At 73.1% G+C, this 15,491-nt stretch carries 14 protein-coding genes; 8 read left to right on the top strand and 6 right to left on the bottom strand.

What is annotated here, in order from left to right; all coding sequences use genetic code 11:
- From ACW9TB_RS32590 to ACW9TB_RS32615, 6 genes are all read left to right on the top strand, one after another.
- A partial coding sequence (locus tag ACW9TB_RS32590; RefSeq protein ID WP_472751943.1) for a type 2 lanthipeptide synthetase LanM family protein occupies positions 1–3,123 on the top strand: 3,123 nt, incomplete at its 5' end.
- Positions 3,123–5,288 carry a peptidase domain-containing ABC transporter gene (locus ACW9TB_RS32595; RefSeq protein WP_472751944.1) on the top strand — a complete coding sequence of 722 codons (2,166 nt, stop codon included), beginning with the start codon at positions 3,123–3,125 and terminating at the stop codon, positions 5,286–5,288. The genes ACW9TB_RS32590 and ACW9TB_RS32595, both read left to right, overlap by 1 nt.
- A 59-nt stretch (positions 5,289–5,347) precedes the next feature.
- Positions 5,348–5,524, top strand: coding sequence for a hypothetical protein (locus ACW9TB_RS32600; RefSeq protein WP_472751945.1), 177 nt, complete (start codon positions 5,348–5,350; stop codon positions 5,522–5,524).
- A 90-nt stretch (positions 5,525–5,614) separates the two neighbouring features.
- Positions 5,615–5,788: a hypothetical protein gene (locus ACW9TB_RS32605; RefSeq protein WP_472751946.1), complete on the top strand. Its 174-nt coding sequence runs from the start codon at positions 5,615–5,617 to the stop codon at positions 5,786–5,788.
- A 31-nt stretch (positions 5,789–5,819) separates the two neighbouring features.
- Entirely contained in the window at positions 5,820–5,987 is a 168-nt protein-coding gene (locus ACW9TB_RS32610; protein WP_472751947.1) for a hypothetical protein, read from the top strand.
- Positions 5,988–6,030: 43 nt separating this feature from the next.
- Entirely contained in the window at positions 6,031–6,207 is a 177-nt protein-coding gene (locus ACW9TB_RS32615; protein WP_472751948.1) for a hypothetical protein, read from the top strand.
- Positions 6,208–6,339: 132 nt separating this feature from the next.
- On the opposite strand, the gene pruA is transcribed toward ACW9TB_RS32615, so the two are convergent.
- Positions 6,340–7,965, bottom strand: a complete 1,626-nt coding sequence (pruA, locus tag ACW9TB_RS32620; RefSeq protein ID WP_472751949.1) for an L-glutamate gamma-semialdehyde dehydrogenase — start codon at positions 7,963–7,965, stop codon at positions 6,340–6,342.
- Positions 7,965–8,915 carry a proline dehydrogenase family protein gene (locus tag ACW9TB_RS32625; RefSeq protein WP_472751950.1) on the bottom strand — a complete coding sequence of 317 codons (951 nt, stop codon included), beginning with the start codon at positions 8,913–8,915 and terminating at the stop codon, positions 7,965–7,967. Before ACW9TB_RS32625 ends, pruA begins: the two co-directional genes overlap by 1 nt.
- A 94-nt stretch (positions 8,916–9,009) precedes the next feature.
- Between ACW9TB_RS32625 and ACW9TB_RS32630 the strand changes: the two genes are divergently transcribed.
- Positions 9,010–10,080, top strand: coding sequence for a PucR family transcriptional regulator (locus ACW9TB_RS32630; RefSeq protein WP_472751951.1), 1,071 nt, complete (start codon positions 9,010–9,012; stop codon positions 10,078–10,080).
- Positions 10,081–10,130: 50 nt separating this feature from the next.
- Here ACW9TB_RS32630 and ACW9TB_RS32635 read toward each other — a convergent pair whose 3' ends face one another.
- Positions 10,131–10,880 (bottom strand): glycoside hydrolase family 16 protein, encoded by a 750-nt coding sequence (locus tag ACW9TB_RS32635; RefSeq protein ID WP_472751952.1) that lies wholly within the window; start codon positions 10,878–10,880, stop codon positions 10,131–10,133.
- A gap of 111 nt (positions 10,881–10,991) precedes the next feature.
- On the opposite strand from ACW9TB_RS32635, the gene ACW9TB_RS32640 reads away from it, so the two are divergent.
- Complete coding sequence (locus ACW9TB_RS32640; protein WP_472751953.1) at positions 10,992–11,942, top strand: hypothetical protein; 951 nt, start codon at positions 10,992–10,994, stop codon at positions 11,940–11,942.
- A gap of 276 nt (positions 11,943–12,218) precedes the next feature.
- Here the strand turns inward: ACW9TB_RS32640 and ACW9TB_RS32645 are convergent, their stop codons facing one another.
- The 3 genes from ACW9TB_RS32645 to ACW9TB_RS32655 all read right to left on the bottom strand — a co-directional run bounded on the left by ACW9TB_RS32645 (position 12,219) and on the right by ACW9TB_RS32655 (position 15,401).
- Positions 12,219–13,373 (bottom strand): glycosyltransferase, encoded by a 1,155-nt coding sequence (locus ACW9TB_RS32645; RefSeq protein ID WP_472751954.1) that lies wholly within the window; start codon positions 13,371–13,373, stop codon positions 12,219–12,221.
- Between the two features lie 139 nt (positions 13,374–13,512).
- Positions 13,513–14,466 (bottom strand): anti-sigma factor RsbA family regulatory protein, encoded by a 954-nt coding sequence (locus tag ACW9TB_RS32650; RefSeq protein WP_472751955.1) that lies wholly within the window; start codon positions 14,464–14,466, stop codon positions 13,513–13,515.
- Positions 14,463–15,401 (bottom strand): MEDS domain-containing protein, encoded by a 939-nt coding sequence (locus tag ACW9TB_RS32655; protein ID WP_472751956.1) that lies wholly within the window; start codon positions 15,399–15,401, stop codon positions 14,463–14,465. The genes ACW9TB_RS32650 and ACW9TB_RS32655 overlap by 4 nt, the downstream gene beginning before the upstream one ends.
- Positions 15,402–15,491: the final 90 nt, after the last annotated feature.

Here is a 15,491-nt window from a genome sequence, read left to right on the forward strand (position 1 = left end):
GCGCTCGCTGACGGGGCGCTCGCTGACGGGGCGCTCGCTGACGGGGCGCTCGCTGACGGGGCGCTCGCTGACGGGGCGCTCGCTGACGGGGCGCTCGCTGACGGGGTGCCCGCTGACGGGGTGCCCGCTGACGGGGTGCCCGCTGATGGGGCGCCCGAAAGCGAGGGGTTCGCGGCGATCATGGCGCCGTTCGCCGAGGGCGCGTTGCGGCGCCTGGGCGACGCGCTGAACGCGTGCGGCCCGGCTGTCCGGGCGGACGCCCTGCTCGCGGCCTGGAGCGTCGAGCTGCGGCAGCGGCTCGCGGTACTCGCGTCGCGGACGCTGGTGCTGGAGCTCAACGTCATGCGCGTCTCGCGGCGGCTCGCGGGGGAGACGCCCGAGGAGCGGTTCGCGGACTTCGTCCGGTGGTTCGGCCGCCCCGAGGCGCTCGCCGCGCTGTGCGAGGAATACCCGGTGCTGGCCCGGCTGCTGGCCCAGACGGCCGACCTGTTCGCGACCGGCCGAGGCGAGATGCTCGCCCGCTACGCCGAGGACCGCCCCGACATCGTACGGACGCTGCTGGGCGGCGCCGACCTCGGCCCGCTGACGGCGGTCGAGGGCGGCGGCGACACCCACCAGGGTGGCCGCGCGGTCAGCGTCCTGACCTTCGAAAGCGGCGCGCGGGCGGTCTACAAGCCGCGCCCGCAGGCCGTCCACCTGCACTTCAACAACGCCCTGACCTGGCTCAACGAGCGCGTCGCGGGCCTGGACCTCATCCGCCTGACCGTGCTGGACCGAGGCTCGTACGGCTGGGTGGAGTTCGCGCCCCACCTGCCGTGCCGGGACCGGGAGGAGGTCGCCCGCTACTACCACCGGCTCGGCGCGCTGCTCGCGCTGCTGCACGCCCTCGACGGCGCGGACTTCCACTGCGAGAACCTGATCGCCCGGGGCGACCAGCCCGTACTGGTCGACCTGGAGGCCCTGCTGCACCCGCTGGTGCCCGGGGTGGGAATGGAACGCTTCATGGAGGACCCGGCGGCGCTGGCCCTGGAGTCGTCGGTGAGCCGTAGCGGCCTGCTGCCCGAGCTGATGGTAGGCGAGAACGGCGTGATCGACCTGTCCGGCATGGGCGGCGACAAGGACGCCGTGCTGCCGATGAAGACACCGGCCTGGACCGGGCAGGGTACCGACGAGATGCGGCTGGTCCGTGACAACCTGCTCTTCCCCGGTGTGCACAACCGCCCGCGCCTGGGCGAGGACGAGGCCGACCCCGCCGACCATCTCGACGACCTCCTGGCCGGGTTCGGCCGTGGCTACGAGGCTGTCGTGGCCGACGCCCCCGCCCTGGTCCGGCTGCTGACCACGTTCTCCGGCGACGAGGTCCGCGTCGTCCCGAGGGCGACCCGAACGTACGGCAAGCTGATGATGGAGTCCACCCACCCGGACGTGCTCCGCCACGGCCTCGACCGCGACCGCGTGCTGGACTATCTGTGGGCGATCACCCACGGCGACCGCACCCGGGAGCGGCTGATCGCCTACGAGGCGGAGGACCTCTGGGCGGGCGACATCCCGATCTTCACCACCCGGCCGGGCAGCCGCGACCTGTGGACCTCCGGCGGCGTCCGCCTCCCGGACATCCTGCCCGAGCCCAGCCTGAGCCGCGCCGTCCGCAAGGTCCTCGGCATGGGCCCGGCCGACCGCGCCCGCCAGGAATGGGTCATCCGGGCGGCCATGGTCACCCGGGACCGTTCCGGCCTCACCACCGTCGCCGCCGGTACGACACCCGCCCCCTCCACCTCCGTCCGCCCGAACGAGGACCGTCCGAACGAGGACCGTCCGAACGAGGACCGTCCGAACGAGGACCGTCCGAACGAGGACCGTCCGAACGAGGACCGTCCGAACGAGAGCCACCCGAACGAGAACCGCCCGAACAAGGACCATCCGGACAAGGCCAGGCTGGACGAGGCCAGGCTGATCGCAGCCGCCAGGGACGTCGCCGACCTCATCGACCGCCACACCTGCGCCTCCACCTCAGGACCCGGCGGGCGCGTCAACTGGCTCGGGCTGGAGCTGGTCGAGGAGAAGTACTGGACGCCGCGCCCGCTGGACTGGAGCCTGTACAGCGGCTACCCCGGCGTGGCGCTGTTCCTGGCGCAGTGCGCCGCCGTCACCGGTGAGGAGCGGTACGCCGACCTGGCGCGGCGCGCGGTCGTCCCGCTCGCGCGGCTGGCCGAGGACCCGCCGGAGGAGGGCGTCATGGGCGCCTTCACCGGCCTCGGCGGGGTCGCGTACACCCTGCTCCACCTGGCCGCGCTGCTCGGCGACCCGGGGCTGACGCGGCCGGTCGAGGGCCTGGTGGAGCTGTGCGCGAAGGCGGCGGACCAGGACGAGATGCTGGACGTCATCGGCGGCAGCGCCGGCACCCTGGCCACGATGCTCGCGATCCACCGGGCCACCGGGTCACCCGCGGCCTGGCGTACCGCGGAGGTCTGCGCCGAACGCCTGCTGGCCACCGCGGTCCCCGCCGGAGCGGGAGTGGCCTGGCACACGCCCATGAGCGACGACCTGCCGCTGACCGGCTTCTCCCACGGCGCCGGGGGCATCGGCTGGGCGCTGCGCCGCCACGCCGAGGCGGGCGGCGACCCGCGCGCCCGCGATATCGCCCTGGCCGCTTTCGCGTACGAGAGCGAGCACTACAGGGAGGACCTGTGGGGCTGGCCCGACTACCGGAAGGGACACGGCGGCGACGACATGCTCCACGCCTGGTGCCACGGAGCCCCCGGCATCGGCCTGTCACGCGCCGGTGACCCGAAGTCCGAAGACCTCGACCGCGCGCTCGCCGCCGAGCTGAGGCGCGGGCCGATGAACAACCACAGCCTCTGCCACGGCGAGCTGGGCAACCTCGAACTGCTCCTCCAGCTGCGCCACCGCCCGGAGGCCGCGGAACTGCTGACGGCCCGCACGGCCCACCTCCTCGACGACCTGGCCCGCCGGGGCCCCCGCTGGGGCGCGCCCGGCGCCGCCCCCACCCCCGGCCTGATGAACGGCCTGGCCGGGATCGGGTACGGCCTGCTCCGGCTCGCCCTGCCCGAGCGCGTCCCCTCCGTGCTGCTGCTCGACGCGCCCGTGGGGAGTGACCGCTGATGGGCAGGGTCCCGCTTCGACACCAGCTCACCTCCACCGAATGCGCCGCGGCCTGCCTGGCCATGATCGCCAGCTTCCACGGCAGGGACACCCGGGTCGCCGAATGCCGGGAGATGCTCGGCATCGGACGCGATGGCGTGTCCGCCGCCCACCTGATCGCCGCCGCCCCCCGCATGGGCCTGCACGCGCGGACCGAGCGGATGGAGCGCCTCGGACCCGTCGGCCAGCCGGTCATCGCCTACCTGGCCGACCACCACTTCGTCGTCGTGGAGAGGGTCACCGCCCGGCGCGTCCGCCTGGCCGACCCGGGCGGTGGCCGTCAGTGGCAGAGCGCGAAGGACTTCGACCGGCGCTTCGGCGGCGTGCTGATCCACCTGTCGCCCGGCCCCGGGTTCGTCCGGCGGCGCACTCCCATGCGGGAGTGGCTGATGCTCCGCTACCTGCGCGACTTCGTGGCGATGCCCGGCAGCCGGAGCCTGCTCGCCGCCGTACTGGCCTGCGCGACCGTGCTGAAACTGCTCGCCCTGGTGCTGCCGCTCGCCACCCAGCAGGTCGTCGACACCTTCGCCCCCGACCGGCGGACGGACATCCTGCCGCTCTTCGCCCTGGTGGTGCTCGGCACCACCGTCCTGGCCGGGCTGACGACCCTGCTGAGGGAGACGGCGGTGCTCACCCTGCGCGTCCGCGCCGAGGCGACGCTGGGCAGGCAGCTCATCCGCCACATGCTGCGGCTGCCGCTGTCGTTCTTCATCCAGCGCCGCAGGGGAGACCTGCTCGCCCGGCTCGGCAGCGTCTCCACCACGCGCGAGACCGTCACGCAACGGCTGCTGATCCTCGTGCTGGACGCCGCGCTCCTGGTGGGCTACCTGATCGGCCTGGCCATCCTCGCCCCCGGCTACGTGCCCGTCGTCCTCGCGCTGGGCGCCGCCCACGTGCTGCTGGTGGTACGGGTCTCCCCGAGGGTCGCGGCCGTCTACCAGCGGGAGCTGTCGGCCAAGGCCGAGGAGCAGAGCTACCTCACCGAGACCCTGGAGGCCGTGGTCCCGGTCAAGGCCAACGGCGTCGAGGAACGGGCCGAGCAGCACTGGGCGCGGCTGTTCGACACCTACCGAGGCGCCCTGGTCGTCCGCGGCCGGATCACCGCCGGTCTGGAGGCCTTCCACCAGGCCCTCACCGTCGCCGCCCCGCTGCTCCTGCTGCTGACCGGGCTCGCGCTCGTCCTGAACGGCGGCATGACGCTCGGCACCGCGCTCGCCTCCAGCGCCGTCGCCCTCGCCGTGCTCGCCCCCCTCCAGGGGCTGGCCAGCGCGGGCCAGAGCTACCCGATGATGCGGAGCCAGATCGAGCGGGTCTACGACATCGTCGACGCGGACGAGGAGCCCACCGGTCCCGTACGCCTTCCCGCGCACGCCGCGAGCGGCATCGAGGTCGAGGACCTGGTCTTCCACTACCAGGCCGACGCCCCGCCGGTGCTCAGGGACCTCACCTTCACCGTCCCGCCCGGCACCAAGCTCGGCATCGTCGGCCGTACCGGCTCCGGCAAGAGCACCATCGCGCTGCTGGTCCTCGGCCTGCTGCGTCCCAGCGCCGGTACGGTGCGCCACGACGGGCACGAACTGGACGACCTCGACATCCACGACCTGCGCTCCCGCTGCGGGGCCGTCCTGCAGGACCTCAACCTTTTCAACGGCACCATCATGGACAACCTCACCCTCGGCCGCGAGGACGCCACCGAGGCGGAGGTGGTGCGCGCCGCCCGCGTCGCCGGACTGCACGACGACGTGGAGGCCATGCCCATGGGGTACGGCACCCTCGTCGGCGAGGCCGGCGCCGCGCTGTCGGCCGGGCAGCGCCAGCGGGTCGCCCTGGCCCGCGCCCTCGTCCACAGGCCCCGCCTGCTCATCCTGGACGAGGCCACCAGCCACCTCGATCCCGAGACCGAGCGCCGCGTCGACGCCGCGCTGTCCGGGATCGAGGTCACGCGGATCGTCATCTCGCACCGGCTGAGCGCGATCCGCGACGCCCACAGGATCCTCGTGCTCGACCGCGGCCGCATCGTCGAGCGGGGCACGCACGAGGACCTCATCGCACGAGAGGGGACCTACCGAGAGCTGTTCGCGCACGACGCGGCACCCCGGCCTCGGGCCGGAGCACTGAACGCGTGAGACGCGCCGGGTCCCGCCGGTGCGCCCCACGAAATCCCAATCCGCAAGGAGAGTACGTCATGTCTGACAACGAGCTGATCCGTCAGTGGAAGGACCCGCAGGCCCGTACCGCGGAGCTGGCCCACCCGGCCGGGGACATCGCCCTGGACGACGCCCGCGTGGTCGGTGGCCGCCCGCCGGTGACCGAGTACGCCATCTCCTACGGCTGCTGCCCCACCGGCATGTGGTGCGGCTGACCCGCTCCACCACGGGGGGCCGTCGGCCCACCTCCACGCCGGTCCGTCCGGCGCTTCCCGAAGTACCGAATCTCACGAAGGAGTCGTGAAATGTCCGACAACGAGCTGATCCGTCAGTGGAAGAACCCGCAGGCCCGTACCGCGGAGCTGGCCCACCCGGCCGGGGACATCGCCCTGGACGACGCCCGCGTCGTCGGTGGCCGCCCGCCGGTGACCGAGTTCTTCTTCTCCCTGGGCTGCTGCCCCACCGGCCTCTTCTGCTGATCGTCGGCAGTCCACACCAAGGAGTTTTGAGATGTCCGACAACGAGCTGATCCGTCAGTGGAAGAACCCGCAGGCCCGTACCGCCGACCTGGTCCACCCCGCCGGGGAGATCAGCCTGGACGAGCTGGTCGGCGGCCGCGAGCCCGCCACCGAGGGGCTCACCTCCTGGGGCTGCTGCCGTACCGGCCCGTACTGCTGACCCACGTCCCACGCACAACGAATCTCGACCAAGGAGACATGCGATGTCCGACAACGAGCTGATCCGTCAGTGGAAGAACCCGCAGGCCCGCACCGCAGACCTGGCCCACCCGGCCGGGGAGATCAACCTGGACGAGCTGGTCGGCGGCCGCGAGCCGCGGACGGAGCACTACCTCAGCATCGGCTGCTGCGGCACCAGCACGCTCTCCTGCCCGGTGTAGTCGCGGCCGGGGCCGACATCCTGGCCATGACCGGAAGCACCGGAAACGAGTGACGCCCGGGTTCCGCACGCGGAACCCGGGCGTCACCGCTCTCCAGCGGCCCGCCCAGAGCAGAACAGCCGGGGGACGACGTCAGCCCATGTGCGGGTAACGGTGGTCCGACGGCGGGGCGAAGGTCTCCTTGATGGTCCTGGCGCTCACCCAGCGGGTCAGGTTGAGGATCGACCCGGCCTTGTCGTTGGTCCCCGACGAGCGGCCCCCGCCGAAGGGCTGCTGGCCGACGACCGCGCCGGTCGGCTTGTCGTTGATGTAGAGGTTGCCCGCCGCGAAGCGCAGCCGCTCCGACGCCGAGGCGATCGCGTAACGGTCCTGGGCGATGATCGAACCGGTCAGCGCGTACGGCGAGACGCCCTCCATTTGGTCCAGGACCGTGTCGAAGTCCGCGTCGTCGTAGACGTGCACCCCGAGAATCGGCCCGAAGTACTCCTTGACGAAGATCTCGTCGGTGGGGTCGGCCGACTCCAGGATGGTCGGCCGCACGAAGTAGCCGGTCGAGTCGTCGTACGAGCCGGTCAGCACATTGATCGAGTCGAGCGAGCGGGCCCGGTCGATCGCGGCCCTGTTCTTGGCGAACGCCCGCTCGTCGATGACCGCGCCCATGAAGACCGACAGGTCCGCGGCCACGTCCCCGACGGTCAGCGACTCGGCGGTGCCCACGAGCTCGTCACGGATCACCGACCACACCGAGCGCGGCACGTACGCGCGGGAGGCGGCCGAGCACTTCTGCCCCTGGTACTCGAACGCGCCGCGGATCAGCGCGGTGGTGAGCGCCGCCGGGTCGGCCGAGGGGTGGGCGAGCACGAAGTCCTTGCCGCCGGTCTCGCCGACCAGGCGCGGATAGGACCGGTACGAGGCGATGTTGGCGCCGACCGTCGACCACAGGTGCTGGAAGGTGGGCGTGGAGCCGGTGAAGTGGATGGCCGCCAGCTCCGGGTGGGTCGTCGCGACCTCGGAGACGGCCGCGCCGTTGCCGGTCACCATGTTGATGACGCCCGGCGGGAGCCCCGCCTCCTCCAGCAGGCGCATGGTGAAGTGCGCGGAGAACTGCTGGGTGGGGGAGGGCTTCCAGACGACGACGTTGCCCATCAAGGCCGGAGCCGATGGCAGGTTCGCGGCGATGGCGGTGAAGTTGAACGGCGTGATCGCGAGGACGAAGCCCTCCAGCGGCCGGTACTCCATCCGGTTCCACACGCCGGGCGACGAGACCGGCTGGTCGCTGAGCAGCCGCCGCGCGAAGTCCACGTTGAAGCGCAGGAAGTCGATCAGCTCACAGGCGGCGTCGATCTCCGCCTGCTGCGCCGACTTGGACTGGCCCAGGATCGTCGCGCCGTTCAGCGTCTGCCGGTAGGGACCGGCCAGCAGGTCGGCGGCCCGCAGGAAGATCGCGGCCCGCTCGTCGAACGGCAGGGCGCGCCACGCGGGCGCCGCCGCCAGCGAGGCGTCGATCGCCGCGCGCACGTCGTCGGCGTTCGCGTCCGCCATGCGGCCCAGCACCGAGGCGTGGTTGTGCGGCTGGACCACGTCGATCGGGGCGCCGCCGCCCATCCGCCGCTCGCCGCCGATCGTCATCGTCAGGTCCAGCTGGGCCCCGGCCAGCTCCTTGACGCGGTCCTCCAACGCCGTACGCTCGGCGCTGCCGGGCGCGTAACCCAGCGCCGGCTCGTTGAACGGGGCGGGAACGGTGGAGATGGCATCCATCACTTGCCTCCAAGGGCACGAAGAAAGAAGGCGACGTTCGCCGGGCGCTCGGCCAGCCGGCGCATGAAGTAGCCGTACCAGTCGTCTCCGTACGGGATGTAGACGCGCACGGTGTGACCCGCCCCCGCCAGCGCCTGCTGCTTGTCGGCCCTGATCCCGTAGAGCATCTGGTACTCGTACTCGCCCCGGGACCTGGCGAACCGGTCGGCGAGCGTCTCGGTGATCGCGATCAGCCGGTCGTCGTGCGTCGCCACCATCGGGTACCCCGCACCCGACATGAGGATCCGCAGGCAGCGCACGTAGGCCCTGTCGACCTCGCCCTTGCTCTGGTGCGCCACCGAGGCGGGCTCGGCGTAGGCGCCCTTGACCAGGCGGACCCGCGACCCCTCGTACGCCAGGTCGCGGCAGTCGGCCTCGCTGCGGAACAGGTAGGACTGCACGGCGACACCGGTGGCGGGGAAGTCCTCGCGCAGGGCCCGCAGGGTCGCGAGCGTGGAGTCGACCGTGGTGTGGTCCTCCATGTCGAGGGTCACGTTCGCCCCGGAGGCCGCGGCCGCCTCGCAGATCAGCCGCGCGTTCTCCAGCGCGATCTTGTCGCCGTCGCCCCCGCCGGGAGTGCCGCCGGAGGCACCGAGCGCCTGGCCGACCGCGGAGAGCTTCACCGACACCTCGGCCCGGTCGCCGAGCCCCAGCTCACCCAGCGCGCCGAGCAGCGTGACGTACGCCCCGGCCGTCTGGGTGGCGGCGGCGGAGTCTCTCGTCTCCTCGCCCAGGTGGTCGACGGTGACGGCCAGACCGGCGGCGGCGAGCCCCCTGATCGCCTCGACCGCCTCCCGGGGCGTCTCGCCCGCGACGAAGCGATCGACGACCTTGCGTGTCAGCGGCACGCCGGAGACCGCGCGCCGCACCAGCGGCAACCGGGACGCGCCGAGAAGCAGAGAACCGAGCATGCCTCCAGCCTAAAACCCCGGCCCGACCGGCCGTCATGTGCATCTGCCACGATCGACGGGCGGGGCTTTCATACACATGTATGACAATGGTGAGGTGCTGCAGGAGACGGTAGACGAGATCGCCGCCAGGCTCGGCGCCTCGGCCACCCTGGAGGACCGGGTCTTCCAGCTCCTGGCCTACGCCGCGCAGAGCGGCGACATCGACGTGGTGCGCCAGGAGTCCATCCTGCGGCGCCGCGCGACGGACCAGGTGCGCGCCTACTTCGAGGGGTACGGCATCGCCGGGGCCCGCGGCCCGGTCCGCATCCCCGCCGACGCCGACCTGGGCGTGCTCGCCCGGGTGTGCGTGCCGCTGCGGCACCACGAGGTGACCTACGGCTACCTGTGGCTCCTCGACGACGGCACACTCGGCGACGATGCCCTCGCCTCGGTCGGCGACCTGGTCTCCCGGGCCGCCACCGCCCTCGCCCAGGAGGCCCGCAGCCGCCAGGACCTGGGCGCGAACCTGCGCGAGCTGTTCTCCCCCGACGCCGAGGAGCGCTCCCGGGCGCTGTCACGGCTGGACGACGTACGCGGCCCGGTGGCGGCGATCGCCGCCCGCACCTCCCCGGACCGGGTCGCCGCCCTCTGGACCCTCCCGCGCGCCGTGCTCGCCGACCCCTCCTTCCCCGTACGGGGCGAGCCGCTGGCCGCCCTCCTGGTCCCGGCGGGCCAGGCGGAGGAGCTGGCCGACCGGATCCAGGGCATGTACGGGACGGCGGTGGGCGTCGGCGCCCCCAGGGACGAGCCCGCGCAGGCCTGGCGGAGCTGGCGGGAGGCCGTGCACGCGCTCGGCGTCGCCGGACGGGTGCCCGCGCTGGCCCCCGTCGCCACCTGGCCGGGGCTGGGCGTCTACCGGCTGCTGGCCCGGATGTCCCCGGCGGGGCTGCGGGAGCTGGCGGAGGAGGTCGCCGGGCTGGCCGAGGACCCGGAGCTGGCCAGGACCGTGGAGAGCTACCTCGACCGGGCCGGTCACGTCCAGGAGACCGCCGCCGCGCTCGGCGTGCACCGCCAGACGCTCTACTACCGGCTGGCCAAGGCGGAACGGCTCACCGGCAGGGACCTGGCCGACGGCGAGGACCGCCTGCTGATCCACCTCGCCCTCAAGGCCGCCCACCTGCTCTGACCCGCCGGTCCTCGTCGGCGGGCGGTCCAGAAGGCGATCCAGACGGCGGCTCAGACGGGGGCCCGGTAGACCTTCACCCAGTCCACGTACATGCTCACCGTCGGGGGAGTGGAGCCGTTGCGGCACGGCGACCACTCGTTGCACGTCACGTCGTTCTGGAGCGTCAGGTGCATGGAGCGGCTCCTCGGCACGTTCGGCCCCCGGTAGTCCCACACCTTCCTGCCGTCCAGCCAGAACGTCAGCCGTCCGGGCAGCCAGTCGACCGCGACCGTGTGCCAGCGGGTGAAGTCGGCCCTCATCCGCCGCTGGGCCTGCGGCCGGTCGCCGAGGTGCACGAAGATCCCGCCCGACCTGCGGCCCGGGTCGATGATCTCGGCGAAGTCGACCTCCGCGTACTCCCCGCCGCCCTGGTCGGACGGCCAGAGCAGCGCCACCGGGGTGTAGCCCGCGCCGCGCTCGGCCCGCAGCCGCACCTCCCAGCGCCCGTACCGCTGCGCGCTCCGGGTCGCGATGCCCCCCGACAGATCCCTTCCTCCGTAGAAGCCGCCCTTGAGCCGCAGCACGCCGCCGCCCACGCTCGTGGCCCGCCCGGTGCGCGGGTTGGTCTCGGCGCCGGGGGAGTGGTAGACGACCCACTTGCGGCCGTCGACGCGGGTGCCGCCGAAGTCCTCCACCAGGACCGGGGCGCCCCACCCGCGCGCGGCGGACGGGCCCGTCGTCGCGGACGCGCCAGGCGCGGGCAGCGCGGAGAAGGCGAGGGAGGCGGCCAGGACACCCAGGAACGTGCCACGAATCGACATGGGGCCATCAAAGCAACGATCGCACTCCAGTAACAGGGGTATCCCGTTTTCGCATACGCCCCAGTGGTCCGGAGGGTGCCGTCCCGGTCCGGTTGTGTCACGATTCCGCACATGAACGACGTTGACGCCGTACGACGGGCGCTGGCCAGGCTCGTGGAGTCCGGTGAACTCCGCCCCGAGCAGGTGGAGCCGGTCGCCCTCGCCGTCGGCGCGGCGCTGCGTGAGCCGGGAGCGGGAGACCGGGTCAGGTGGAGCGAGATCCTCGCGTACGTCGGCGGCGGGCTCGTCCTGGCCGGTGCCGCGGCCTTCGTCGGCCTGGGCTGGGACCGGATGACCCAGCCGGGGAAGGTCACGGTCCTCGTCGTGGTCACGCTGCTCCTGCTGGCGGTGGCCGCGGGTCTCGGCGCGGCGGCGCGCTCGGCGACCGGCAGGACGGCCGCCGTACAGGGCAGGGTCGCCGCCACGCTCGCCGCGCTGGGCTCGGGTACGGCGGCGCTGTGCGCCGGGGTGGCGGTCGACCGCCAGGAGGTGCTCGTCGGCGGCGTGGCCGGGCTGGTGGTCGCGGCGGTGGCCTACGCGCTGCTGCCCACCGCGATCGGCCTGCTGGCCGGTGGCGGCTTCGCCCTGCTCACGCTGACCGGCCTGATGGACGCCGCCGCGGACGAGGGCCCGGCCTGGGGCCTGGCCTACATCGGGCTGGGCGTGCTCATCCTGGTGGCCGCCCTGGCCGGGCTGCTCGTCCCGCGCGACCTGGGCCTGGGCATCGGCGCCGCCATCGCGCTCCTCGGCGGCCAGTGGCCCATCCTGTGGGACGGAGGCTCCTGGGGATACTGGCTGACCGCGCTGATCGCACTGGCCTGCCTGGCACTGTACGGGCGGTGGCGCACCTGGGTGCTGATCGTCAGTGGCGTGGCCGGGCTGACGCTCGCCGTCCCCGAGGCCGTCTGGGACTGGACGGACGGGGCCGTGGGCGGCGCGGTGATCCTGGTCCTGGCCGGAGTCGTCCTGCTGGCCGCCAGCGGCCTCGGCGTCGTCCTGCACCGCCGCGCGACCCGGCCGTAGTCACAGGCGCGAGCCTCGTGAACTCGTAAAGCAGGCTCACCCGCCCCCGACACGGGCCCCGCGAGCTCGTAAAGCAGGCTCACTCGCCCGCGACGCCTGCCCTCGCGAACTCGTCACGCAGGCTCACGCCCCGACACGAGCCGCCCCCGACGCGAACCTGTACCCGCCCGTGACGCGGGCCCGTACGCGAAAACCGGGGGTCCCCCCTCGGGGACCCCCGGTCTCGGGGTGTGTTCCGCGCGGCCCGCGGTGTCCGGCCGGCGCGGCCGGGCGCGGTCAGCGGGCGGAGCCGGAGAGAGCGGTCTCGTAGACGTGGACGAGCTCCTGGCTGATCCGCTCCCACGAGTAGCGGGACCGGGCGCGGTCGGCACCGGCGAAGCCGAGCGCGGTGCGGCGGGTCGGGTCGGCGAGCAGCTCACGGGTGAGGCGGGAGGTCTGCGCCGGGCGGTCGGCGGGTACCAGCAGGCCGGTCACCCCGTCCACCACGGAGTCGAGGTGGGCTCCCACCGCGGAGGCGATGACGGGGACACCGCAGGCCATGGCCTCCAGCGCCACGACGCCCGCCGGGGCCTCCCTGGGCAGCGAGACGACCACGTCGGCGCTGCGCATCAGCTTGGCGACCGAGGCGTGCGGGACGTGCCCGAGAACGGTGATCCGGTCGTCGACGCCGATCTCCTTGGCCAGCAGCATCATGCGGTGCGCGTCGGCGTCGTGCTCCAGGTCCACGGACGCGGGACCACCGGCGATGATCAGCTCGGCCTCGGGGATGCCCTCCAGCGCGCGGATCGCGGTGTGCACGCCCTTGTCGGCGGTGAGCGGGCCCACGTGCAGCAGACGGGGGCGGGTACCGCGGGCGGCGGCCGGACCCTGGCGGCGGAACCGCTCGACGTCGACGCCGCACGGGATGACCGAGATGTTGCGGCGCGGCACGCCCAGCCGGATCAGCGAGCTCTCCTCGTCGCCGCACCCGGCGATCACCGCGCTGGCCCGGCGCCCGATGGCCCGCTGCAGCCGCACCTTCTTGGCGTCGCGGGAGTTCTCGCTGCTGAAGGTCTGGGTGAACGGCACGTTGAGACCGTTCGCCCCGGCGATCGCGGCCAGCCCGCCGGTCCAGGAGTGCGCGTGGATGACGTCCGGGCGGTTCTGCCCCCAGCGGTGCATCAGCTGGTCGCCGAGGTCGGACAGGTAGGGCAGGACGCCGTCCTCGGGAAGGTCCTGCGCGGGCCCGGCGGTCAGGGTCTCCAGCGTGACGCCCTGCGACACGCGGACCCTGGCCTTCTCCGAGTCGGAGTTCCTCCGGGTGTAGATCGTGACCTTGTGCTCGCGGCCGAGCTCACGGGCCACTGCCATCAGGTGAGCGCGCTGGGCGGCGAGGTCGGACTCGTCCTGGGTGGAGGAGAGAGCCTCGGAGGAGACGAATGCAATGTTCACGGCACACCTCTGGGAGGAGATAGGCATGGAAAGCCTGTGATTCCTTCAGGGGTGCCTGCGTCTTAGGCACACGTCTGTATGGGGTTAACCATACCCCGATCTCCGCTGAAGCCAAACCCTTGAGAAGAAGCCGAGCCTTCTAATACATCCTGCTCTGCCGCGACTCCTCGGCCCTGGAGCTGGGAACGTGCAACTGGATCACGCATCCGCCCTGGTCATGGTGGATGTCGAGGCGGTCGCACAGCTGCCGGGCGATCCACAGCCCGTCGCCGGGACCGGCCGAGGAACCCGGCGGGAGGAATCCGGCGACCGGGTCGGCGACCCGCCCGCCCCGGCGGTCGACGTGACAGGTGATCGCGCCCAGCCGCTCCCACAACCGCACCGTCACGGGCGGCCCGAGCAGGGCGGCCACCTCGTACGCGGCGACCGAGAGCAGGCTCGCCCGGTCGGGGCTCAGTCCCAGGAGGGACGCGCGGCCGGTGACGAACACCCGCAGGGCGTGGAGGGTCTCGACGTGCGCGGCGGCCGAGTCGCCCGGCGGTTCGAGGGGCGGGAAGGAGTCACACTCGCCGATGAAGCGCGCGGGATCGGTGTACTCGGGGCAGGACGTCATCGAGACGCCGTCCTCGGAGAGGGTGGGGTGGGTGCGCCGCGCGGTGGCCACCACCCCCGGATCCGCCGTCCTCTCGTCGTACGGGCAGATCATCCACACGTTGCTGTCGCGCAGCAGCAGGTTCAGGCCGGACTCCATGCGCTGCCAGGCCCGTACGTCGGCGGGCGCGCGTCCGGCCCACACCGGCTCGGCGAGGATCCGCACGTGCCCGCCGCGCGGGGCCTCGGGCCCGCGCCGCCGCCAGTAGCGGTGGAAGGCGGTGGCACGTTCCACCGTACGGCGGCCCAGGAACGCGGTCTCCGCGTAGTCGACCAGGCGCCCCTCCCTGCCCAGGGCGTCCCCGAGGAGCTCCAGGTTGGCCGACGTGGTCGCGACCATCACCGGGTCGCCCTTGGCCAGCCCGTCCCGGACGAACGGCAGGGCCATCGCGAGGAAACACCTGTCGGAGTCGTACACCGCGGCCTGGTGGATGCAGGTCATATGAGATCGTCCCCGCCGCTCAGGCGCAGGCCGGGGGTCGCGTCCCAGCCGATCATCCTGATCAGGTCGTGGACGTGCGAGGCGGACGGCCACACCACCAGGCACCTCGGCGCCTCCAGCCCTCCGGCCACCTCCGCGATCACCCTGAGCCCGGCCAGGTCGATGAAGGTGAGGCCCGCGACGTCCAGGTGGACGTCGCCCGGAGCCCTCCGCGCGGCCTCCCGCAGCGCCTCGGCGAACGCGGGTAGCGCGCCCGCGGCCACCTCGCCCTCGACCCGCAGGCCGGACGGGCCGGACGGGTCGTACGAGCCGGACGGTCCGGGGACCGGCCCGATCCGCGGCGGCCCGCCGTCCGGGCGCGACGCCGGACGGGCCCGCGCGTGGCGGGCGTCCCTCTCGCGGACCTCCCTGTCGTGGACCCGCCGCAGGTCCGACAGGTGGCCGGAGGGGAACAGCCGCCGGTCGTACTGGCAGACGGCCATCGCGGTGCCGGTGGCGACGACCGTCTTCATCGCGGATTCGTACTCGCCGAGGAACTCCGGACCGGCGTGCAGGGCCCAGCTCATCTCGCCGGTGACGCGCAGCGCGCGGTATCCCCGGCGCCGCGCGCCCGTGGCGGTGGCCCTCAGGGTCTCGGCGGCCGTCGCGAGGTCCGGGCGCCCGCCGCTGAAATACGTCTCCCGCGCGCCGACGATGCTCAGCTGCCCCCGTTCCAGGAGCGGGCCGGGATCGAGCCCCCAGCCCCGCAGCAGCCCCGTCAGGACCGCGGGATGGGTCGTGTCGGCCTGGTAGACGGCCTGGTCACCCCGGACCAGGCCGTCGGAGACGAACGCGGCGAGCACCGGCTCGCGCTCGTCGTCGTGGTCGAAGGCGAGGCAGAGATGCTCGCCCGGCTCGATCCAGCCTGAAGGGGGCCGATCCTGAAGCGATCTCATGCTCCGCCCCACTCCGTCGGACACGGGTGCCGCCGGGTGCGGCCCCTCCTCATCGCCCGGTGAGACCGGCGAGTCACACCGAGTTAGCCA

Source organism: Streptosporangium sp. H13245, from assembly GCF_055690525.1.

Coding starts and splice junctions, on each gene's coding strand:
- ACW9TB_RS32640 (WP_472751953.1), top strand. CDS start 10,992: ATGAACGACGTTGACGCCGTACGACGGGCGCTGGCCAGGCTCGTGGAG.
- ACW9TB_RS32610 (WP_472751947.1), top strand. CDS start 5,820: ATGTCCGACAACGAGCTGATCCGTCAGTGGAAGAACCCGCAGGCCCGT.
- ACW9TB_RS32625 (WP_472751950.1), bottom strand. CDS start 8,915: ATGCTCGGTTCTCTGCTTCTCGGCGCGTCCCGGTTGCCGCTGGTGCGG.
- ACW9TB_RS32615 (WP_472751948.1), top strand. CDS start 6,031: ATGTCCGACAACGAGCTGATCCGTCAGTGGAAGAACCCGCAGGCCCGC.
- ACW9TB_RS32650 (WP_472751955.1), bottom strand. CDS start 14,466: ATGACCTGCATCCACCAGGCCGCGGTGTACGACTCCGACAGGTGTTTC.
- ACW9TB_RS32595 (WP_472751944.1), top strand. CDS start 3,123: ATGGGCAGGGTCCCGCTTCGACACCAGCTCACCTCCACCGAATGCGCC.
- ACW9TB_RS32655 (WP_472751956.1), bottom strand. CDS start 15,401: ATGAGATCGCTTCAGGATCGGCCCCCTTCAGGCTGGATCGAGCCGGGC.
- ACW9TB_RS32635 (WP_472751952.1), bottom strand. CDS start 10,880: ATGTCGATTCGTGGCACGTTCCTGGGTGTCCTGGCCGCCTCCCTCGCC.
- ACW9TB_RS32605 (WP_472751946.1), top strand. CDS start 5,615: ATGTCCGACAACGAGCTGATCCGTCAGTGGAAGAACCCGCAGGCCCGT.
- pruA (WP_472751949.1), bottom strand. CDS start 7,965: ATGGATGCCATCTCCACCGTTCCCGCCCCGTTCAACGAGCCGGCGCTG.
- ACW9TB_RS32600 (WP_472751945.1), top strand. CDS start 5,348: ATGTCTGACAACGAGCTGATCCGTCAGTGGAAGGACCCGCAGGCCCGT.